Source organism: Paenibacillus cremeus (assembly GCF_007786445.1).
GTDB classification, from domain to species: Bacteria; Bacillota; Bacilli; order Paenibacillales; family NBRC-103111; genus Paenibacillus_G; species Paenibacillus_G cremeus.
Genome location: NZ_VNJI01000067.1, coordinates 1 through 22,146, shown reverse-complemented (window position 1 = coordinate 22,146; position 22,146 = coordinate 1). Strand labels below are relative to the sequence as shown.

Genomic DNA, 22,146 nt, shown 5'->3' with positions numbered 1-22,146 from the left:
ACATAGAACCCAGCCGCTATATTATCGCTATAAAATGAAAAAATGTCGCTAGATTCGGATTTTAATAGGCGACTTCCAGAACAAACAAAATAGACCTTCGACACATGTCAAAGGTCCTCTGATGCGAGTTATTTGGTTTGTTCCAGCAGCTCTTGAATCTTCCGCTCGATGCTTTGCGGCTTGGTCGTTGGCGAGAAGCGCTTTACTACTTGGCCATTCGTATCTATCAGAAACTTGGTAAAATTCCACTTGATTCCCGAACCGAATAAGCCGGGCTTCTCCTTCTTCAAGTATTGGTACAGCGGATCCGCCTGCGCTCCGTTCACATCGATTTTGGCCAGCAGGGGGAAGGTGACCCCAAAATTGATCTGGCACGTTTGCTCCATCTCCTGATCGCGCACCGGCTCTTGATCCCTAAACTGGTTGCAAGGAAAGCCCAGTACGACTAGCCCTTGATCCTTATATTTTTCATGAAGCTGCTGCAGTCCATGAAACTGCGGAGCCAATCCGCACTGGGTCGCTGTATTGACAATCAGCAGCACCTTTCCGCGATATTCGGACAGCGGCTTCTGCTCCCCACGCGCGGTACGAACCTTGAAATCATATACGTTCATTGAACCTGTCTCCTAGGTCAGACTTCGTGTTCATCATTCATTCCATTCTACCTTGCCATATTTCCGATTGCAAAGCGATAGAATTCCATGCTATGTTGAAAATGTATCCAAAATGTGGTGAATCTCAAACCGAGGAGTGATAAAGCTTGCTGCACGAGCTGCGGATTTACACGATGTACCCTGGACGGCTGGACGCCATTGAGCAACGGTTCAGCCAGCACACGCTGGGGATTTTTGAACGTCTGGGCATGAAGGTAACGGATTTCTGGATCGATCAGACCGGCCTTCCGAAGCTGTATTACGTGATGGAATATGCGGATATGGAGGAGCGGCAGCGGCAGTGGAATGCGTTCCGAACAGATCCTGAGTGGAACGAGATCAAGCGCAAGTCTGAGGAAAGCGGGCCGATTGTGGAGAAGCTTGAAGAGATTTTTATGACTCGTGCCCCCTATTTTAAGGCATAGAGGGCTGCAGCCGCTGACTGCTGGCTGGCGGTTAGCGGCGAAAGGCGTAGACCAATGATGATGCCAATAGGCCCATACAAAAGCCAGATATAGGCGCAACTACTAGAATGCCGATCGTGTTTGAACTCGATGTAAAAGCATGCCACACGGGGATGACGGGCATACCTATTGCCTCACTTTTCCGGATTCTACGAACAGACATGGTCAATAAAGGAATCGATTAAACAATGGGGATGTTCAGGGGTTGAACTAAGCTGTGGAACAAACAGGGTCCCGATAAAAAAACGGTTCCCCGGTATTTCAATAACCCTCGGGTTTCCGGAGCTATCTTTCCCTACGATTTCCAAACCGGATTGTTCTACAAAAGCCTGATACTCCGCATTGAGCCCATAATTGCACCTGAATTGCTCTACGATCTTTGCTTCTCGATAGATTTGAAATACCTTTGAAAAAGAATCTAAGCAAACTTCGCCTTGCTGACCTACTAATGAACAAGATAGTCTGCTCACGAGCAATTTAGAAGCATCAGGATCTTGCTCCTCATGCTCTGCCTCCTCAATTCCGATTTGATTTCTGGCATACTCGATGAGCATATTTTGAAAGCCGCTGCACGTGCCTAGGGGATGTTCGCTTCGCGCGCATATTTAATAATCTGAAGCACACCGATCGCGGATTCCGGGCGGCCTGGAGCAATCCAAAAGCCGTTGTACGACTTCACGATGGAATCCAGTTGTTCGGTTATCGTCGACGTGGGTATCCAGTCAAACTTGATTTCGCGCTCACTTTTTTCAATGGAATGCAACAAAGCTTCATTCGTGGCCCTTTGTGATGGATAATCTGCATGATAATCGCCGACAATTCCGATTTTCATAAATAAGCCTCCGAGGTATTTACTTTGTAAATTTCAACCCAAGCTACGGGCGCTTCGCAGGAGTAGTTAGGTCTGCGTGGTTCCCAAATCCCCCCTCCCAAAAGCTCACCTCAGCTCATCCGCACTCTTAGCGCCCTGACGAATCAGCCACTGAACTAGATCATGAGCTTCACTGCGTTTCGCTGCGTCCAGAGGCGTCAAGCCATCCCAGTCCGAAGCCCAGCTCAGATCGGCTCCCCGGTGCAGCAGGTACTCGACAGAAGACGGCTGCCCGCCATGGCAGGCGCACCAGAAGGCGACGATGACTTGGTCCTGCCGGGACACGCGCCCCGCGCCCGGTGCTTCGATGTCGGCGCCAGCATCGAGAAGCGCGTCCAGCGCATCGATATCGTCATTGCTCGCCGCCCAGTGAAGCGGAGTTTCGGTGTGCGGCCCCGTGAAGCGCGCGTTCACGTTTGCCCCGGCATCGACCAACATGCGAATGATGGCCGCCCCGTTAGGATAATGACCCGGCCAGTCGGTTGCAATATGGAGCAACGTTCGCGCTTGAGGCGTCGGGCAGCTTTTCCGGTCTCTGCTGACAATCCCTAAATGAACCAGCTGTGGATGCGCAGCCAAATGCACCCCCAGACTTTCCGTATCGCCAGTGCGGATCGCCCCTACAACTTCTATTGCCAGCGTGTCATCATCATATATGAATTCCATACTCTGATCCCCTTACCACGAGATGTATTGGAAGCATCATACCATATTTTGGGACAATCCAGACGGGCGTGCCTTCTTTAAAAGAGATGTTAGCCACTTCAGAAAAACGTTTCGATTAGGTGCCGAATAGGCCTCGCTTTCTGCTTCACGTGCTAAAATAAAATATACTAACCCAAGGGCAGCGCTTACAACTTGCTAGCCCTTGGGTATATCCAACTATTCCAACCAGCCTTCGACGGTTCGGATCGCCTCAATCACCATTGCCTGCGTGATCGTCATCGACATATTGCCCATCGTACTCTCCGGCAGCAAGGAAATGTGTGCGACCTCCGCCAGCTCCTCTTCGCTAAGCTCCCGATCAATGCCCAAATGCTTCAGCTTGCGAGGCAGAGCAAGCTCTTTGAAAAATCCCAGCACTTCGTCCAGATCCGCTTGGGGGCGATTTTCCAATACCAATTGGACCAAAATGCCGTACGCCACCTTTTCCCCATGAAACGCATGATGGGATTCCGGAATTACGGTCAAGCCATTATGCACCGCGTGTGCAGCAGCTGATCGGCAGTTGTCCTCACCGAACCCGCCTACCAATCCGCTGATCAAAATATTCGTATCGATGATATGCTGCAGCGCTTCGCTCGAAATTCCCTGCTCAGCATCATTCATGGCCTGCGCACCATGCTTAAGAAGGGTATCGTAGCAGAGCTTGGCCATTTGCAGCCCAACGACGGTCGACATATTGTGCTTCTTGCCGGTAGCCGCCATTGGACACTCAATCCATTTAGCTAGCGTATCGGCGATCCCTGCCCCTAAATAGCGTACGGGTGCTTGAGCAATCACTTCCGTGTCCACAAGACAAAGCTCCGTGCCGCGAACATAGACTGGAAAGTTGATGTAGACTCCGTCCTCGGTATACATAATCGCAAGATTACTGACCGCAGCACAGGTTGCGGCAAGTGTAGGGATGGCGACGAACGGCTTGCCGAGATCGTTCGCCAGCGCTTTGGCGGTATCCAGCACCTTCCCACCGCCTACGCCGCAAATTAACTCCGGCTCCCCCGCCGCCAGCTCTTTTAGACGGGCAACCTCCTCATACGAGCATTCCCCACGGTACTTCTCGACGGAATAACGCACGCCCTCACTCTCTAAGCTGTCAATCAGCGTACGGCCACAGCTGTCCCACGATTTTTCTCCAGTAACGATAAAGACGGAATGTCCGAATTTAACGATCCATTCCCCAGCCTTGTGCAAGATCCCCGGCTCATGAATATATGCGTTGGGCGAGCCTAACGTAAAATGTACGCCATGCATGCTTTCCACCGTCTCCCTTCAAATGTGTTGCATTGAATCCTTCTTAAGTATATATGGTTATCCCGAATTAAAAAATAAAAATTAAAGATTTTTAGAGTAATCAGGTTAACAGCCTCCATCTGTTAGATCGTGTCTAACCATTGGGGTGCAGTTCAAGCCTGCGGTTTTTTTGTGGTCTGCAATGATTACTGGTTCATGGGAACAAGATTTGTGGGTTTATAGATTATCAAAAGGCCCCTCCCCCTTCATCACCACGAGCAGGTTAAGATTTCTTTTCATTTCAGCAATGTAAATGAGATTCGATGGGATAATTCATTGTCTTTTCCCTGTGATATGCTAAAATGTTGCTGTGTTGCCATTGGAAACGTTACCAAAATACATTCCGCAGGAGGATGATGACTATGCCTACGTTCAAAAGCTTGCCTGTCGATGAGCTCGTGAGAAAGTTGGAGCATCCCGGACGTAAAGTACGAATGGTGCTGGATACGGACACCTTCAATGAAATTGACGACCAATTCGCCGTGGTCTATGCGCTGCTGTCTTCCGAGCGGATCGAGCTCGAAGCGTTCTATGCCGCACCGTTCTACAATCAGATGTCCAGCAGTCCAGGGGACGGCATGGAGAAGAGCTATCACGAGTTGCTGAAAATTCGTGCGCTGATGCAGCGCGAGGAGCTCCCTGTGCTGCGCGGATCGACGTCCTACCTGCCGGGCAGCGTTGAGCCCGTGGATAGTGAGGCTGTACAAGATTTGATCCGCCGAGCCATGGATACAGACCCCTCCGACCCGCTCTATGTTGTAGCGATTGGGGCGATTACGAACGTGGCGTCTGCGCTGCTGTTAGCCCCTGAGATCATCCACCGGATCGTGATTGTTTGGCTGGGTGGGCATGCCTTCCACTGGCCTCGGACCGATGAGTTCAACCTGAAGCAGGATGTGCATGCGGCACGGATCATTTTTGACAGTACGGCTCCGGTGGTGCTCATTCCATGTATGGGCGTCGCTTCCCATTTGAAAACCACCCTCTCCGAGGTTCGAGAGTATGTAAAAGACAGCGGCGCGATCGGAAGCTATTTATATGAAACGTATGCCAGCTGCAGAGCGGATCATTTTGGCTATTCCAGGGTCATCTGGGACTTATCCGTCATCGCCTGGCTGCTCCAGCCCGAAGCTTGTCCTAGCTATTTGACTCCGTCCCCCCTCATCTCCGACGATCTGCGCTTTATTCACGATCCCAATCGACACCCGATCCGGTATGTTTCCTATCTGGACCGAGATCGAGTGTTTCAAGATTTATTTCGCAAGCTAGCGGGCAAGAAGGAATAGAGTGCGTGTAAACCTATCCCGCGCTTTCCATGGGCAGTCGAATTTCAATCAACGTGCCTTCATCCAGCTTGCTCTGATAGGTGATGCTGCCTTGATGCTGTTTAATAATTTTATGGCTGATCATGAGCCCGAGCCCGGTTCCTTTTTCCTTCAAGCTGTAAAAGGGCTGGCCCAACCGAGGAATCATCTCCTCCGAGATGCCGCTGCCTTGATCCTGGATCGAGATCAGGCACACTTCTCCCGCTTCCTTGCACAGGCTGATGCGAATCTCGCCCCCGCGCGGCATGGCTTCCATTGCATTTTTTAAAATATTCAGAAACACCTGCTTGATTTGATTGGATGCACAGGTGATGGGTAGCGCTTCAGTGCCGTAGCCCCGTATAAATTCAATATTGTTCAAAAGGGCCTGCGGCGCCAGCATCTCAACCGTGTAATCCATCAACTCCCGAACCTCGGTACAGGTGAGCTGGACGGCTTGCGGCTTGGCCAATGTGAGAAGCTCGCTGGTGATCGTTTCAATGCGCTCCAGCTCGACTAAGAGCAGGTCGTTATACTTGCTCACGCCGCTGCTTTTGTAGAGCTGGAGAAAGCCTTTCAGTGTGGTCAGCGGATTGCGGATTTCGTGGGCCACACCGGCCGCCAGCTCGCCGACGATCGACAGCTTCTCCGATTGCAGCAAAATTTCTTCCGCTTTCTTGCGCTCGGAAATGTCCCGGCTGGTCATGACCATATGCTCTACTCTGCCCGCATGCCCCTGAACCGGACTGCAGCGGGACTCGAATTGTATATAGCGGCCGTCCTTGTGCGCCAGTCGGATCTCCATGGCATAAGAATCTTTTTTCTCATAGATTTGCTCTATCGTGCTTTCAAACATTCTCACATCGTCCGGGTGAACGATCTGGCGCAGCTCGGAGCCTACCAGCTCCCCACAGGGATACCCTAGCACCAGCTGATGGGATGGAGAAAAGTAGCTGATTGCATGAGCTTTGTCCATCACCACAATCAGGTCGGAGGAATGCTCGGCGATGAGCTGATATTTGAACTCGCTCTCCTCCAGCGTTCGCTCCACGTCCTGCTTCTCGGAGGTAATTCGGCGGAGGCGCTCATAGGACTCGATCAATAAGCACCCCAGAAGTACGCCCAGCAAAACAAAAAGGAGATACTGGACATGAAAGAGCGGCTCATACACTAAAATGTGAAAATAGAACACGGTGCACAAATACAATACGATATACGCTCCGGAAAAGATTACACACTTCTTCGGCGCCGAAAATCTTGAAACATATCTATGCAAGACGGTGAAACACAACATAATAAATACCCAGCCGGTAATGGCCGGCTGCCAATTGCCGCTGGAAAACAGTCTCGATAATAGTACAAATACGCCCGTGATTAGCCCCCCTGCGGGGCCGAAGTAAGAAAACATGAGGATCACCGGGGCGTACCTGATATCGTAGGAATAGCCTTCTTGCTTAACCGACAGCATCACGAGAATGACGGAAACAATCCCGGCGTATAGGCCGACCCATAGGTGCTTTTGCTTTAACGAGCGGGGTTTGATGAAGGAACGGATGACCAAAGGTGAAGAAACCAGCAGTGAAAATATGGAGAGATTAACGACATAATCATATAAAAACAACCTTCTCACCTACGCTTAATAGTAGTCGGAACATCCCATTTTATCATAACCCACCGAAGATAAAATTTGTCTAAAGAAAATATTATTAATAAGAAGAAAAAGCCGCAGCTGCGGCTTTTCACTTCATCTATGTAGCTACTCGCTGCTCAAGGATAAGCTGCGGCCTTCAGCAGCGCTCGCGTATATTCCGCTTGCGGCTCAAACAAGATCGCTGAGGCATCGCCCATCTCTTGAATCACGCCGTTCTTCATGACGGCTACCCGATCCGAACAGCGAGCGGGTAGTCTGGACCAGACGAAACAAAAGGTCGTAATCTCAGTGCTTTCATTCTCGTTTACTCCTCCCCTAGGAGATAGGTTCATTGTTCAAACAACTGCCTGAGCATGTTGTCTTTGTTATTCAGAAACTGCTTCATAATGATGTAGTGATCCGTTTCCTCAAGCGCCCTAATCTCCATTCCATCCGAAGTTAAGTTATAAATAATCGAGTCCGGATACGCCATCAGAATCGGGGAGTGGGTAGAAATAATAAACTGGGAGTTTTGCTGAACCAGCTCATGAATGCGGGCCAGTATGGCCATTTGACGGAAGGGTGACAAGGCCGCCTCCGGCTCATCCAAAATATACAAGCCCCGCCCTCCAAACCGATGAATAAACGCAGAAAAGAACGACTCGCCATGCGACTGCTCATGCAATGATTTACCGCCATAAGAATCCTTAATCGGTGGCCCAAAAGAAGGCTCACTATCCATCTCATCGATATTCGTAGCGAGATTATAGTAGCTTTCAGCTCGGAAGAAGAACCCGTCTCTAGGCCGATGCGGTCCTCGGATTAATTGCATATATTCGTGCAAGCTGGAATGCGTCGATCGGGTCGAAAAGGAAAAGTTGATCGTGCCGCCCTCTGGATTAAATCCCCACGCCACGGCAATGGCCTCCATGAGAGTGGATTTTCCCATTCCATTTTCGCCGACGATGTAGGTTACTTTGGGATGGAGCTCCAGCTTGGTGAAGTTTTGAATGACCTTCAGATCAAAAGGATAGCTATCGAAGGAGGGAATCTGGTGCCGCTTCAGCTCGATTTGCCTTAAAAAAGATCCACGTGACTGCATAGTCGAAACTCCTGTATCAGAGAGATGGATTACAAGGTAAATTTTAGCATAGAGTTGGGCCGAATAAAAAAAGCTGCTCACCATCAAGGACGGCAGCCTTTCTCTGTTGTTCTTACGCGGTAAATCAGCGAAATTTCCTATCGAGCACAAACGGTCCAAAGGGCAGAAAGGCGCAAATAAAGGCCAGCAACGAGCTTCCAAAAGTAAGCTTGCGCTTGTACCAGGCATGGCCGATCGCGATGAGATACAACGAAAACAATGCTCCGTGAAGCATCCCCACCACAAAGACGGCCTGTGGAATTCCGGCGATATACTTGAGCGGCATCGCAATTCCCAGCAAAATTAAGAAGGAAAGACCTTCGAGAAATCCAACAAAACGCAATCGTCCGATCGGTGTCTTCAGCATCCGTCTACCTCATTCTCCCCAGTTTCCTCTATTATATCAACCCCGGTTTTACAAAACCATGTACAAGTCGTGACTAAAAGTGAGGAGGCTTGAAAAATTGGCTATAGCTAAATTTTACCACCTCAGCTTCCTACCAACTGGTAAAATAATGAAGTGTGAAGCATTATTAAGGAGGCAATGAAAGTCATGAATTCTGAAGAGCTTGAATTTACGTGTGCAGAAGCCAAAGCATTCGCCGCTCGCGGTCAAATCGAAGAGTGGGTGCATCTATATTTAAACGCTGCTGGCAAAAATCCAGCCTTCTCCGAAGGCTTATTGAAGCAAAAACGACATTGGCTGGGCCCCATTCTAGTCGATGTGGATCGGTTACAGCGCTGCCACGGCCCCGAAAATGAGCCCAATATGGAGTACTATTCCTCCGTGGAGCATTGGGAGTACAAGGTGGGGAGCTTTGAGCGGATGTTTCGTGTACATTGGGACGCCCCGCCTCCCATCATCCAGCATATTAACGGCGTTTTATCCGTAAGAGATGGGAATCGAAGAACCGCGGCTCTTCAACGTGCAGGGATAAAGCAATATTGGGTCATCCTTTGGGATGATGAGAGCGTGGAGAATATTTGGGAGACATTGAAACATCCACCTGCAGAAAAATAAACACGATCCACTAGGGAGCGTGTTTAAATGCCTTCATCGATGGCGAATCGTCAGTGGAAGAGTCGCCCGCGCAGCTCATTAATCATGAACGCAAGCGTAATCGTGATTTAATTCGGGTAACTCATCCAATGCTGAAATACCAATGTGCCCGCACCGATGCTGCAGTTATTGCGCGTATAATCGCTTAATTCCATGTTCGTATGCGAGCTTGGAATGACCGTTCGGGCAAACGTGTCTTCACAGGCCGGCATAAACCAGCGCGCCGCTTCGGTGAGCTGCCCTCCGATAATAATTTTGGACGGATTCAGCAGGTTGGCTGTATTGCCGAGCGCTGTGCCTAGCCAGCTGCCTGCTTTCACCAATATGGAAACCGCATCCCTGTTCGCCTCTGCCAGCAGACTCTGCACCTCTTCAAAGGTAGATCGGCTCAGCGCCTTAGTAATGGCTTCGATCGAAATGTGGGCTTCCAAGCAGCCATATTGACCACAGCGGCAGCCGTTGCCACGGTCTTGGATCTTCATATGTCCAATCTCGCCAGCCTGGCTGTTCGCTCCTGTGTACATTCTCCCTTCAAGCAGCAAGGCGCCACCGACCGCCTCATCCAAATAAATACATAGCGTATCCTGAAGCGAGCGGTCGTTGCGCAGCCAAATTTCTCCGTTGGCAAAAGCCCGCACGTTATTGTCTACTCGAACGGGAAGACCGTACCGCGCCTGCGCCCATTGGGCCATGTGGAAAGCAAATAGGCCTACGTAAGGAGAATGCTGGACGGTGCCGGTGTCGGAATCGACCAGTCCCTGAACGCCGAAACCAATTCCTAGCAGCCGCAGCGAATCCGGCACATGGGCAAGCAAGCGTGCGATGATCCGCTCGATTTTGCCCAGCAAGATGTCATTTGCCGTCGGGCCGTTGTGCTCTAGCTTCTCTTGATGCAGCAGCACGGCGTCATAATTCATCAAGACACCGGCAATGTAGCGTCCGGTTACTTCGATGCCGATCGCCAGAAGCTTCTCTCGACGCAGTCGGAGCAGCACCGGCGGGCGGCCGGACCCTGTCATCGGCTGTGTATGTACCTCTTCGACCCATTGCTTTTCCAGACATTCATTCACCAGATTGGTGACCGTTTGCTTGGTCAGCTGGGTTCTGCGAGCGATCTCTACCCGGGAGATCGCAGCCTCATAATGAAGCAGCTCCAACACCTTTCGCTGGTTGTTCAGCTTCATCCATTGGAAGCTGTTGTAATCGGCGTTCACGATGGGCTGCCCTCCTCTATTGCATTCTATCAGACGGGCGACGATGCACCATGTGCCCGTTCGTTCAATCGCGCGGTTAATTTATCGGGAAAATTAATCGTTGTTCCATCTACCCCGCACGCCAGCACATGATCCATCAGCTCGACGGTGAAAGCGCCCCAGGCCCGGACTTCAAACCCTCTTGATTTGGCCAGCGCAACATCCTCGGGCGTTAGTAATTCAGCACTCGGGCATACTTGCTGCGCTCCCAGCTCTTCCAGCTTGTCTAGCGCAGCCACGTCGATCTTTCGAATCAAGTGGCCAATGCGAATCGCGGTGTCCAGCTTCCGAACGGCAACCAAATTATCGAAGCTGAAGGAAGTGACCGTTACTTTCTCCCACACACGATATTGATGAATTAAGTCCAGCATTTTCTGCTCTACTTGCTGATCCTTCAGCTCTAAAGCGAAATGCAGCTCCTTCCTGCCAAAATGGTGCAAAAATTCCTCGAACGTCACGAGCCGTTCTCCGGCATACGCCGGGGAGAACCAGGAGCCGGCATCCAGCTCCACCAGCTCGCTCCAATCGTAGTCACGCGGGGCGCCGCTGCCATTGGTCGTCCGGTTTAAGTCATGATCATGGAATAAAATAACCGTTCCATCCTTGGATAAACGCAAATCCGTTTCGATCCCGTTCGCTCCCATTTCTACCCCTTTGTAGAATGCGGCTAACGTGTTCTCCGGAGCATATTCCGATGCGCCTCGATGCGCCAGGTTCATAAACATACAGCCATCGCCTCCTTATTTGTATCCTTTGAGATAGCTCTCTACATCGGCCTGCAGCTTATCCAGCAGTGCTTTCGGATCGGCCATGGGATCGCCCTCGACCTTCTCCTGAGCGGTGACCAGTCCGTTCCAGATGACGGCGTCGGCAGGACTAATGCCGTTGGCCTTCAAATATTGGTTTTGCTCCATAATCGTTTTAAACAACGGGTCCTTACCGAGAAGATCTTTAAATTGCGGCTGATCCGCAGCCGTCTTCCGGATGGGTGCGTAGCCGGACGTCATACTGGTCTGAGCGGCATTCTCGGCATTCGTTAAAAATTGCACGAACTTCCAAGCTGCAGCCTCGGTGTCCTTGTCGGATTTGAAAATCCCTAAGCTGTTGCCGCCGATCGGCACATTGCGCGACTGAATGCTCGGCAGGAAGGCTACACCAATCTCGAACTTGTCGCCGACTTGCTTCTGGAAGCTTTTGAGCGAGGAGCCCGACCAGAACATCATGGCCAGCTTACCTGCAGTAAAGTCTTCACCGGCCGTCTTATGCTGGTTCGGAGCCATCGCTTTCTCGACATTGACCAAGTCCTGATAACCCTTCAGCGTATCGACCACTGCTTTGCTGTTCACCGTCGGCTTGCCGCTTGGATCCAGGAAAGCACCGCCTCGATCCCATACGAGCGCTTGGAAGTACCATGGAGTATCCGTGGCCGAGCTAAAGCCCCAAACATCGGATTTGCCATCGCCGTTCGTATCTTGCGTCAGTTTCTTGGCAGCGGCTACCAGCTCGTCCCAGCTGCTAGGTGCTTTTAACCCGGCTTTATCCAGCATCGTCTTGTTATAGTATAAAACAGGAGTACTGCTGTTGAACGGGATCGTCCAAAGCTTGTCCTTGTAGCGGAATCGATCCCAGAGCGCCGGATACACATCCTGCTTCTCCTGATCGGTCATAAACTGCTCAATTGGAATGAGCTTACCGCTGTCCGCTACCTGGGGAATACCGTACCGCTGGCCCAGCTGAACCACATTCGGCAGATTGCCGGCCACGACGGCGGCGAGCACCTTTTGCTCCATCGCATCGTAGTCGCCCATGAAATCGGCCTTGATTTTAATATGAGGGTTCTGCGCTTCGAACTTCTTCGTCATATCGGCATATAAATCCTGCGTTGTGGACCAGAAGGTCAGGGTGATATCTTTTTCAGGGGCAGGGCTGGTCGATGCGTTCGATGCTGTACTAGCTGCCGGTGCGGAGTCCGTTGTGGTTTTCGATGCGCCGCAGCCGGATGTTACTGCCATCATGAGAGCCAACAATGCGAAAGATGCTTTTTTCATGGTTTCTTTCTCTCCTCCAAAGGTTGGTTATATTGGTACGGGTTCAACGTCCAGAATTAAGCTTTAATGCCGGACTGCATGACCCCGCGGATAAAATATTTTTGCAGTAATAAGAAAACGATCAGCACCGGAAGGATGATCAACGTCGAAGCCGCCATCAGGGACGGCCATTGGGTGCCCAGCTCCACATTGATCATGTACCTCAAACCGATTTGCACGGTTCGCATGTCGGTGCTATTGGTAATCATAAGCGGCCACAAATAGCTGTTCCAGGCATGCAGGAAAGCAAACAAGCTCATCGTTGCCAAAACCGTCTTGGATAGGGGCAAAATAACGCGAAACAGCATGCCAAAGTGCGTACAGCCGTCCATTCGCGCAGCCTCGAACAGCTCGCGGGGAACCGTCAGGAAAAACTGGCGCAGCAGGAAAATGCCGAAGACGCTCGTGATCCCAGGTGCGATCAGACCTGCATAGGAGTTCATCCAGCCGAGCTGCTTAACGACCAAATACGAAGGGATGATCGTCGATTCGAACGGAATCATCGTCGTGGCAATGATGAACAGGAACCAAAATTTTCGTCCCCATAGATTCACCCAAGTCAGCGCATATGCGGCGAACGAGCAGGTCAAGATCTGGCCCACCACAACTCCAATCGCAATGATCAAGCTGTTTAAAAAGAATCGGCCGAACGGTGCTGCATGCCAAGCCGTCACATAGTTTTTCCAGACCCAATGACTTGGCAGGGCGAAAAAGCTGGAGGTAAAAATCTCGTCTCCCGGCTTGAAGGAAGAAAGAATCATCCAGAGGAACGGCAGAATCATGATCACCGAGGCCAAGATCAACACAGCATGCCTCAGGACTTCACCGCCAACCTTCGCTGCTGTCATACGAGGATGTATAAGGCTCCCGTTCGGCTTAGGCTTGCTTTTTCGATGCTCGATGCTTGTGGCTGCGGGTACGGTCCTTTTCAAATCCACGGCCATGTCTTTCATCTCCTTCCAGCGAAATTATTGATAATGCACCCGACGCCCCACGACTGCCATCTGAAGCAAAGTCAGCGCCAAAATAATGATGAAGACGGTAATCGCAATCGCTGAAGCATACCCCATTTGGAACATTTCAAAAGCGTAGTGATACAATTGAACGACGAGCAATTCCGTGCTTTGGGCTGGCCCTCCCTGCGTCATCACATTGACTTGAGTAAACGTCTGGAATTGCTCGATCGTTTGCAAAATCAGCATCAGCAGGGTCATCGGTCCCAGCAAAGGAACTTTGATGTGGCGGACAATGTGCCATCCGTTCGCGCCATCCATCCGCGCAGCCTCCTCCACATGCGGGTCGATCGACTGCAAGCCGGCCAGATACAAAATGACGCAGTATCCCGACGATTTCCAAATGGACATGATCGCAAGAGAAACGAGCGAGGTGTGCTCGTCGTTCAACCAGCGGAACGGTCCGATGCCAAGCGGCTTTAAGATCGCATTCATCAAGCCGTGGTCCGGATGGTAAATCCACATCCAGACGACGGAGATGGCCACGGCCGACGTCACCATCGGTGCAAAAAAGACCGAGCGGTAAGCCAGCAGCCATGCTTTGGCTCCTTTGTCTAACAGCAGTGCAAAGATGAGCCCTAGCAGCATGGAAGCCGGCACGGTCATGAGGGCATATAATAACGTGCGCTTGAGCGTCAGGTAAAACTCTTCATCAGAAAGCAGCCGGCTGTAATTATCTAAGCCGACAAATGTTGGATTAGGCCGCAGCATGTCCCATGAGTAGAAGCTGAGCCCGAAGCTGTAAATGATCGGAATGATGACAAACAGGCCGAGCATAATTAAAGCAGGAGCTAAGAGCACATAGCCGGTGACATTCTCCTTCAAACGATTCATGTAGCCCTCCTTATTGCAATTGGTATCGGTGCTTCATCGATAGCAATTGTCAATGTAATTAATCAAATTAATTGACTTACTTGCTTGAAGTATAGCAACCCATTATCAACTCATTGTTAGGGGCTCATAAAGATTAAGTAAACAAACTTTGCTCTATTCACATGGGCACTAAACAAAAGAAGCCTGAGGCTTTCCCCCAGGCTTCTTCCCTTATCATTGATGCACCTTCCTGTAATCGCCAGGCGTCGTCCCGATCATTTTCTTGAACGCCCGAATGAAGGACATTTGATGCAAATATCCGACCCGTTCCGAAATCTCTTGAATCGGCAGGCCGGTTCCACGCAGCAGCTCCTTCGCATGCTCCATTCGCACCTGACATAAGTAAACGACGAATTTTTCGCCGAAATCCTCTTTGAATAAGGTGCTCAAGCTGGACGCATTCATATGGAACTGATCGCTTAGACTGGATAGCGACAGATCAGGGTTGCTGAAGTTTTCCTCGATGTAGTCCTTCACCTTCTGTACGACACCATGGTTCCCTTTGCTCTCTCGGATCGCTTCCATTTTCTTCGCGCAAGCGGACAGCGTCCTCGAGTAAAAAAACTCCAGCTCCTCCAGCGTCTCTAGTGCCTCCATATTCTCATCCCACGGCGTCCGGAACTCGCGATTCCATAGCTCCTGATAATCCGGCGGCAGCTCCATCATTTCCCGGTAAAAATAATAATTCATATAGCTTAAAATACCGCTAATCTCATCTCTAGGCAGCATGAGCCTGCGCAAGCCCTCGAACAAAAGCCGCAGCTGCTCCTCCCAGCCGCCATTGCCTACCCGGAACGCTTGTGCAATCGTCCGAACATACTGCAGGTACACATAGAGATCATCGTGCGACAGCAGCTCGATCTCCCAATGGCCGATGACGCGATTGCTGCCCAGCGCGGATTTATAGTCAAGCGCCCTCGCAGCCGATTCATATGATTGAACGATAGCGTTCGCTTCAGCTACGGTGTTTCCTAGTCCGAACGTAACCGTTAAATTCAAGTTATCCTGCATCCACTTCCGCACCTGGTCGGATACTTCCAGCATCAGCGATTCCGCAGGCTGCTGCTGCTCTTCAAAGAAAATGATGCACAGCCGGTGATTCGTAATCCATTCCTGCCAAATGCGAAGGCCTCTCGCTTCGGCCGTCTCCTCGACCGCCTTTTTCAAAATATACTTGAACAGCCCCTGGTCTTTCCTAGAATACTGACTCAGGAAGTCGATATACTTGTCAATCTCGCCAATGCTGACCGACGCGCTGCCGAAGGAAGCGATCCCCATATGGCGAAGCTCGGCCTCCCATTCCGCCCGGTCGATTGATTGGCTTCCTTCGACCAATTCCTTAAACAGCATGAGCTGCCGGTATTTTTCATTCGCCTTGGATTGCGACTGGTATCCCTCACTCACCTCGATCATGCTGCTCAGCGTGTAATCGATATAGCTCAGCTCATCGACCGACGGCCCTTGAATCGGATTATCCTTATGCATCTGGTTGTATTTCTGTATGCGTGACATGATCGTTTCAATGGGCTTGTAGTTCTTACGCGTGATGTAAATGACCCATGCAATTCCGATCACCATCCCGAGGAACCCGATAATGAACCAACCGCTGGTCATATAAAAATAAATATTACCGATCCCTTCCGTCTTGAAGCTGTTCGAATAGTTCCAGCCGGTATATTCCGAGACGAGCAGCGTATCGCCCGCCTTGGCTTCGATGCCAGCAGCACCGAACAATTTATTGCCGCTGTTATCGATCACCGCGACTTTGTTAACCTCTGAATTCCCGTATTTCTCTAGAAACTCTTGAATCGCAGACATCTTGATATTGACGACCAGCAGTGCAATGCCTTTGCTATTAATAGGTACCCCGCTGCTGATGGAGATGACCTTCTCTTCCGGATTTCCGTTCTGTAGGGTACGAAAAACTCGGGGAGCGCTCCACCGGGCCTTCTGCGGATGATTCAAGCTGCTTTCAATGAAAGCCCGATCCCCGAACTGCCCGATATTCAATATGGTTTTATCGCTGACCACCGTTCCGTCGCCCGCTCGATAAATATAAACGGTATCGATCCACGAGTTGGAAGTCGCCATGCTCTGCAGCAGCTGCGAGAGATCAATGATAAACGAAGGATCACTCTCCATACCGGCAAAGGTCGTAAACTTCATATTCCTCGTGATCGTCTCCAGCATCATAATCTCAACCGACCGTAGGGACATGTCGATGCTGTTTTGAATATTTTGAACATAGACTTGACTTGATTTCATCGCTTCTTTTCTGGAGAGGTCATTCAGCTGAACAATCCCGATAAAGACAAATAGACAAACAATCAGTATCAGTACCGGTAAATAGGAAAGAAGCAAGCGATGAAACCAATTTCTTTTCATGGAGCATTTCACTCCTTAGCATGATAATACAATTATTTTATCATACCGCCCTAAGCTGGGGGCAATATACATAATTTCGCTGGATAAACACACATGGCAAAAAGACCTCCCGCGCTGGATTCGCGCATGAGAGGCCTCTTCGAAAACGGTTTATTTGCTCAAATACTTATAGTAATCTTTCGTGTAAATCACATCGTTCTTGTTGTCGGTATAGGCTTTCTTTAAGAACTCGTCGATGCCTTTGCCGCCGCCCTTTTCCCAAGCGTCTTGAGCATCCTTCATCGCTTGGTCAACCGAATAGCTGGCCCCGCTTACAATCGCTTTCGTATACGTATTCGTTAAGGTCGTTCTGAGCGTATTCTTAATGACCGTCATCTCATCCGGCAGACTTACCGGAAGAATAGCCTCGGTTGTATTGGGACGATCCGGCGTAACGTAAGCTGCACGTGCTTGGGTAATCAAATTCAAGTATTCCTTGTCCAGCGGTTTATTCGGATCCAGCTGATTGGAATAATCGACACATTTGCCCATCGTGCCGGTTTGGGACATCATTTGGAAATCGCCGTTCCAATTCAACTCTTTTTTGTTTTTCTCCACATCGATCGGCTTCGGACATCCGTCGCTGCCAACCTTGTAGTGTACACCTTCCATTCCGAACATGAGCGTCTTCTGCACGTCCGGTGTCATCAGCCAGTCTACGTACTTCACGACTGCTTCCACATTCTTGGCTGTTGCATTAATCCCCGCCACAAACTGCATATTAGGGCCGGCAGCTGGTGAAAACTGGCCGAATTCAGACTTCGGAAGCGCAAGAATGGCCACTTCAGCCGTCGGGTTGTTTTTCTTGAGCGTCTCATACTGTTGGTAGATCGTTGCTCCTTCCAGACCGCCGGCCCCCCAAATGCCGAGCTTGCCGTTGACCCAGTCCTGCTGTGCCTTTGCCCCTGTTTTATCCGCAAAAATATCCTTATCTACAGCCCCTGCGTCATAAAGCGCTTTTTTGAAAGCAAGGTCTGCCTTTGGACGGTCCCAGGTGCGCGTGTATTGATCGTTAATGAGATGATACGAAGTGATGGAAGACATCGGCAGCGGCTCATCGCTCGATTGACCTAGCTGGAAGAAATAATCCACATCCCAGAAGGTGGTTCCAAACGTATCCTTTTTACCGTTCCCATCCGGATCTTGCTCGGTGAAGGCTTTAGCAACCTTCAAGTATTCCTCTGTCGTCGTAGGCATCGAAAGCTTGAGCTTATCGAGCCAATCTTTGCGAATCATCAGGAAGTGGTTCGTCGTATACGGTATCGTTCTCCCGAAGAAGTACGTTTTGCCGTTAAATTTGGTCAGCTTTTGAAGGGTCTGATTTTCCTGGAACACCTTTTTGTAATTCGTCGAATATTTGGCAATGGCATCGTCCAACGGGATAATTTGCCCTTTGGACGCCAATTCCTTCATATAAGGATTCGAAAACTCCATAATCAAGTCAGGCGCTTGCCCGGACGCAAACAGCACGTTCCATTTCTCAGTCGAGTTGGTACGAGGGACCGGAACAAAATCAACCTGAACCGGAGCATTTTCATTGATCCATTTCGTCCAGCGGTTATCCGTGATCGTGCCTTCCCCTTGTGGAACCGCATTTCGATCGTAGATGGAAACCGTAATTTTCGGTTTGGGTCCTGCCGGCTTTGCGGTCGCTGCTGGTGCTGAAGCTGTGCCGCTTGGCGTTGCCGCCGGATTCGCCGCTTCTTTATCCGACGAGCAGGCTGTAAGTAATGCCGCGCCCGATAATGCCATAGCCAACGTTACGGATGCCGCTTTCATCATTTGATTGTTCTTCATTCGAATTGTCACCCCTTAGAGAATTCACCGCAACTGTTCTTCTCTTTGTTACTAAGACTACCATGTTCGTAGAGGCTGATCACCACCTAAAAATGTCCCACAAAGTGACGTTTTTCTTCGAAGCATATTCCGATTACTTTGCGGGGACCCCGAATATCTTTCACTCGCTCCGACATCAACCCTTAACCGCTCCGATCATCACACCCTTAACAAAATATTTTTGGATAAAGGGGTACACGATCAACATCGGGAGCGTCATGACGATGACCCCTGCCGCCTTCATGCCTTCCGAGGTCAGCTTCATGGCCATTTCCGGCTGCGTATTCGCCATCTCCTGCATCAAGCTTTGGTTCTGAATCAGCTGCTGCACGAGCACCGTCAGGTTCAGCTTCTTGGCATCATTGATATAAATTAACACGCTCATGAAGGCGTTCCAGTGCGCAACACCGTAAAAGAGCGATAACGCAGCTAAAACCGGTAACGATAACGGCATAACGATTTGCACAATCAATCTCCACTCGGAACAGCCGTCGATGCGCGATGCTTCTTCCAGCTCCTCGGGAAGCGCTTCGAAAAAGCTTCTTAACACCATCAGGTTCCAGACGCTCACTAGCCCAGGCAGCCATAAGGCACCATACCCATTAAGCAGGCCTAAGCTTTTGAGAAGCAAATAATTCGGAATTAATCCGACCGAGAAAATCATCGTGAAAATGATCGCGAACGAATAGACCCTGCGCCCGATAAAATAGCGCTTCGACAACGGATACGCTGCAAGCACCGTAAACCCAATATTCAGCGCGGTACCGATCATCGTAATGATCATGCTATTGCCGAACGACCTCAAAATCGGCGTCTCCTTAAACAAGGCTTGATAGCCACTAAAGTCTAAGTTGACGGGCCAGAAGCTTACAGAACCGGAATGGAGTGCATGCTTATCGCTCAAGGACATCGCCAGAATGTGAACGAGTGGAAGCAGGCAGCTCATCCCGATCAAAAACAGAACAACATAGTTCAGTGCGTAAAATAGTTTCTCTCCTCTAGTGCTGCTCATGCGCTCCTCCTCCGCTTACCATAGGCCTTGGCCAAACTGACGCGCGATCCGGTTCGCCGCTACAACCAGCACCAGGCCGACAAAGGATTCGAACAGTCCCATCGCGGTAGCTAAACTGAAATTCGCTTGCTGGATCCCGATTTTGTACATAAACGTGCTGATGACCTCCGAGATGTTGGACACGGCGTCGTTTTGCAGGACAAACACTTGATCGAAGCCTACTTCCATCAGGTGGCCGATTTTCAAAATCAACATAATAATGATCGTCGGCAAAATGCCCGGCAGCGTTATTCGCAGCATCTGCTGCCACTTGTTGGCCCCGTCGATGCTGGCGGCCTCATACAAGCTCTGATCGATGGAGGTCAAAGCCGCCAAATAGATGATCGCTCCCCAGCCGGCTTCCTTCCAGATCCCCGATCCGATAAAGATCCCTAACCACGAATACTCGTTATATAAGAACGGGATGGTCGTTCCAAAAGCCTTATCGATCAAATGATTGATCGTGCCTGTGTTTTGGGAGAACATGGTAATGACAATGCCCCCGACGATGACCCAATTGAGAAAATGAGGCAGGTAGACAAAAGTTTGAATCAACCGTTTAAACGCCATTTTCCTCACTTCATTGAGCAGCAAGGCAAGAATGATCGGGATCGGGAAGCCGATCACAATCGCCAGCCCGCTAAGCAGCAGCGTATTCCAAATGATGTGAATCATTTGATCATTGCTGAAAATCAGCTTGAACGAGCTCAGACCTGCCCAGGGGCTGCCCCAAATCCCTTTAATAAAGCTGTACCTTTTGAACGCAATGACGAGGCCTGTCATCGGGTAATACTTGAACACCAGAAAGAAAATGATGATCGGCAAAAACATGATGTATAACGGAATGTTTTGCTTCAGAACCCGTTTCCCATACTTCCTTACCAGCCAGTTCGGCTTCGCCTTGGTCGAAGCTCGGGGCTGAGCCGCTGCGAAAGCTGGAGTGTGAGGCGGTGTCTTATTCATGGCTGTCCCTTCCTCGCTTTGTGATTAGGCCCATCTTACCGGGCTTTTGGGGGGCCGCACAATATACATGATTTCGAACAGTTAACAGGCCGGTGCTGCACGGATTTCCAGGTGCAATATACACTTTTTCGAGCCATAGACATGTGATGGAAAACCAGTTAATCGGCCTGCGAGTCCGGCTCCCAGAAGGAGGAACGGCCTTGCAGCTTGGACAGTGCCTCCATATAGAAGTAATCCCCGTAAATTAACGGCTTATTTATGTTCTGGTTACCCGGTAAATTTCCCGTACCCCCTAACAGAATCGCTTCTTCCCATTCCCCCGCCGTATAGTTTTGCGCTAACGATTGAAGAATGGCACAGGCCTTATCTTTGTAAAATAAAGCCCATTCCCCATGGCAGGCAGCCGCCAGGTTTAACAGCCCGCTTGCTGCAATTGCGGCGGCACTGGAATCCCTCGGCGCGCCCTCGAAGGAAGGCAACCGGAAGTCCCAATACGGCACCTGATCCTCTGGCAGATGGGTTATGAAAAATCGCGCCGACCGCTCGGCGGCGTCCAAGAAATCTGCTCCCCCCGTATGCTGATAGCTGAGAATCGAACCGTGAATCGCCCACGCTGCTCCCCGCGCCCAGGCGGAATGCTCTGCGTAGCCTTGGCCGCCAAGCGCTCCCGTTCGTTCTCCCGTTTCGGGATCGAAGCATACGACATGATAGGCCGAGCCGTCTTCGCGGATAAAATGGTTCACGGCCATCTCCGCATGCGCCTTGGCGATATGCTTGAAGCGCGGATCGCCGGTTTGCTTCGACGCAAAGTAGAGCAAAGGGAGATTCATCATGCAGTCGATGATCGTCCAGCCGACACGCTCAGGATGGTTCCATGCTCTGATAAAGCTGCCCTTTAAGTTGAACCGGGCGGCCAAATGACTTGCGGCCATTAGCGCTCGGCGTTTCGATGGCTCACTGCCGGTCAGCTGCCAATTGGCTATCGAGGTCAGCGTCCACATGAAGCCCATATCATGATCCAACCGCTCGTAGCCATGCAGCACTTCGCCCAACTGCGCTTCGCCCAACTGCGCTTCGCAGCTCTCGGCTAGCTGGCGCAGTTCCTCCACTTGCCGGTCTCTGTAGACTAGCCATAGCAGTCCCGGCCAAAAGCCGGCCGTCCAGTAGTGCGGCGGCATCAACTGAAACTGGCCGTCGTGAGAGCCATGCGGAAATCCCTCGCCGACTCGATGGCTCGTGCTCAGCACCTTTTTAACTCCCGCTTCCCATGCTTCTTGGATCCATTCCGCTGTGCTCATGCTTCCACTCCTATTCGTTGAATGCTCCAAGCATAATCAGAACACAGCAGGCCGCTCAATATACATGTTTTTGCTGGATTAACAGGATCAGTAGGGTAAGACGAGGGATTACTCCCTCGGACTCCCCGTCAAACCGTGCATGCGGATTTCCCGCACACGGCTTTCCTTTGTCAGTTCCCCATCTTCAGGAGCGAGTCGTCTTCACCCGTCGC

21 protein-coding genes are annotated in these 22,146 nt (G+C 50.6%); 3 read left to right on the top strand and 18 right to left on the bottom strand.

Annotation, left to right across the window (positions count from 1 at the left end; all coding sequences use genetic code 11):
• Window positions 1–128: 128 nt before the first annotated feature.
• Window positions 129–614: a glutathione peroxidase gene (locus FPZ49_RS31875; protein WP_144854383.1), complete on the bottom strand. Its 486-nt coding sequence runs from the start codon at window positions 612–614 to the stop codon at window positions 129–131.
• Window positions 615–760: 146 nt separating this feature from the next.
• Here FPZ49_RS31875 and FPZ49_RS31870 point away from each other — a divergent pair, with 146 nt between their 5' ends.
• On the top strand, window positions 761–1,078 hold the full coding sequence (locus FPZ49_RS31870) for an NIPSNAP family protein (RefSeq protein ID WP_144854382.1): 318 nt from the start codon (window positions 761–763) through the stop codon (window positions 1,076–1,078).
• A 188-nt stretch (window positions 1,079–1,266) separates the two neighbouring features.
• Here FPZ49_RS31870 and FPZ49_RS31860 read toward each other — a convergent pair whose 3' ends face one another.
• The 4 genes from FPZ49_RS31860 to FPZ49_RS31845 form a co-directional block, all read right to left on the bottom strand.
• Window positions 1,267–1,671: a hypothetical protein gene (locus FPZ49_RS31860; RefSeq protein WP_144854381.1), complete on the bottom strand. Its 405-nt coding sequence runs from the start codon at window positions 1,669–1,671 to the stop codon at window positions 1,267–1,269.
• A gap of 23 nt (window positions 1,672–1,694) precedes the next feature.
• Window positions 1,695–1,949, bottom strand: a complete 255-nt coding sequence (locus FPZ49_RS31855) for a hypothetical protein (RefSeq protein WP_144854380.1) — start codon at window positions 1,947–1,949, stop codon at window positions 1,695–1,697.
• Between the two features lie 105 nt (window positions 1,950–2,054).
• Window positions 2,055–2,654 carry an ankyrin repeat domain-containing protein gene (locus tag FPZ49_RS31850; RefSeq protein WP_144854379.1) on the bottom strand — a complete coding sequence of 200 codons (600 nt, stop codon included), beginning with the start codon at window positions 2,652–2,654 and terminating at the stop codon, window positions 2,055–2,057.
• 216 nt (window positions 2,655–2,870) lie between these two features.
• Window positions 2,871–3,962 (bottom strand): iron-containing alcohol dehydrogenase family protein, encoded by a 1,092-nt coding sequence (locus tag FPZ49_RS31845; protein WP_144854378.1) that lies wholly within the window; start codon window positions 3,960–3,962, stop codon window positions 2,871–2,873.
• 401 nt (window positions 3,963–4,363) lie between these two features.
• Here FPZ49_RS31845 and FPZ49_RS31840 point away from each other — a divergent pair, with 401 nt between their 5' ends.
• Window positions 4,364–5,287, top strand: coding sequence for a nucleoside hydrolase (locus tag FPZ49_RS31840; protein ID WP_144854377.1), 924 nt, complete (start codon window positions 4,364–4,366; stop codon window positions 5,285–5,287).
• A 13-nt stretch (window positions 5,288–5,300) separates the two neighbouring features.
• On the opposite strand, the gene FPZ49_RS31835 is transcribed toward FPZ49_RS31840, so the two are convergent.
• The 3 genes from FPZ49_RS31835 to FPZ49_RS31825 form a co-directional block, all read right to left on the bottom strand.
• Complete coding sequence (locus FPZ49_RS31835; protein WP_144854376.1) at window positions 5,301–6,926, bottom strand: ATP-binding protein; 1,626 nt, start codon at window positions 6,924–6,926, stop codon at window positions 5,301–5,303.
• Window positions 6,927–7,284: 358 nt separating this feature from the next.
• The gene (locus FPZ49_RS31830) at window positions 7,285–8,037 is read right to left on the bottom strand and encodes an AAA family ATPase (protein ID WP_144854375.1); all 753 of its coding nucleotides are present in this window, start codon (window positions 8,035–8,037) and stop codon (window positions 7,285–7,287) included.
• Window positions 8,038–8,161: 124 nt separating this feature from the next.
• Window positions 8,162–8,443 carry a DUF3817 domain-containing protein gene (locus tag FPZ49_RS31825; RefSeq protein ID WP_144854374.1) on the bottom strand — a complete coding sequence of 94 codons (282 nt, stop codon included), beginning with the start codon at window positions 8,441–8,443 and terminating at the stop codon, window positions 8,162–8,164.
• 186 nt (window positions 8,444–8,629) lie between these two features.
• On the opposite strand from FPZ49_RS31825, the gene FPZ49_RS31820 reads away from it, so the two are divergent.
• Window positions 8,630–9,097 (top strand): chromosome partitioning protein ParB, encoded by a 468-nt coding sequence (locus tag FPZ49_RS31820; protein WP_144854373.1) that lies wholly within the window; start codon window positions 8,630–8,632, stop codon window positions 9,095–9,097.
• A gap of 107 nt (window positions 9,098–9,204) precedes the next feature.
• Here FPZ49_RS31820 and FPZ49_RS31815 read toward each other — a convergent pair whose 3' ends face one another.
• From FPZ49_RS31815 to FPZ49_RS31770, 10 genes are all read right to left on the bottom strand, one after another.
• Entirely contained in the window at window positions 9,205–10,350 is a 1,146-nt protein-coding gene (locus FPZ49_RS31815; RefSeq protein WP_144854372.1) for an ROK family transcriptional regulator, read from the bottom strand.
• Between the two features lie 29 nt (window positions 10,351–10,379).
• Window positions 10,380–11,114 (bottom strand): glycerophosphodiester phosphodiesterase, encoded by a 735-nt coding sequence (locus FPZ49_RS31810; RefSeq protein ID WP_144854371.1) that lies wholly within the window; start codon window positions 11,112–11,114, stop codon window positions 10,380–10,382.
• Window positions 11,115–11,129: 15 nt separating this feature from the next.
• Entirely contained in the window at window positions 11,130–12,437 is a 1,308-nt protein-coding gene (locus FPZ49_RS31805; protein WP_144854370.1) for an ABC transporter substrate-binding protein, read from the bottom strand.
• A 56-nt stretch (window positions 12,438–12,493) separates the two neighbouring features.
• On the bottom strand, window positions 12,494–13,420 hold the full coding sequence (locus FPZ49_RS31800) for a carbohydrate ABC transporter permease (RefSeq protein WP_186446221.1): 927 nt from the start codon (window positions 13,418–13,420) through the stop codon (window positions 12,494–12,496).
• A gap of 24 nt (window positions 13,421–13,444) precedes the next feature.
• Window positions 13,445–14,323 carry a carbohydrate ABC transporter permease gene (locus FPZ49_RS31795; protein ID WP_144854368.1) on the bottom strand — a complete coding sequence of 293 codons (879 nt, stop codon included), beginning with the start codon at window positions 14,321–14,323 and terminating at the stop codon, window positions 13,445–13,447.
• A 213-nt stretch (window positions 14,324–14,536) separates the two neighbouring features.
• Window positions 14,537–16,747, bottom strand: coding sequence for a helix-turn-helix domain-containing protein (locus FPZ49_RS31790; protein ID WP_144854367.1), 2,211 nt, complete (start codon window positions 16,745–16,747; stop codon window positions 14,537–14,539).
• A 150-nt stretch (window positions 16,748–16,897) separates the two neighbouring features.
• Window positions 16,898–18,583: an extracellular solute-binding protein gene (locus tag FPZ49_RS31785; RefSeq protein WP_144854366.1), complete on the bottom strand. Its 1,686-nt coding sequence runs from the start codon at window positions 18,581–18,583 to the stop codon at window positions 16,898–16,900.
• Between the two features lie 175 nt (window positions 18,584–18,758).
• On the bottom strand, window positions 18,759–19,634 hold the full coding sequence (locus FPZ49_RS31780; protein ID WP_144854365.1) for a carbohydrate ABC transporter permease: 876 nt from the start codon (window positions 19,632–19,634) through the stop codon (window positions 18,759–18,761).
• 15 nt (window positions 19,635–19,649) lie between these two features.
• Window positions 19,650–20,636: an ABC transporter permease gene (locus tag FPZ49_RS31775; RefSeq protein ID WP_144854364.1), complete on the bottom strand. Its 987-nt coding sequence runs from the start codon at window positions 20,634–20,636 to the stop codon at window positions 19,650–19,652.
• A gap of 158 nt (window positions 20,637–20,794) precedes the next feature.
• The gene (locus FPZ49_RS31770) at window positions 20,795–21,934 is read right to left on the bottom strand and encodes a glycoside hydrolase family 88 protein (protein WP_144854363.1); all 1,140 of its coding nucleotides are present in this window, start codon (window positions 21,932–21,934) and stop codon (window positions 20,795–20,797) included.
• Window positions 21,935–22,146: the final 212 nt, after the last annotated feature.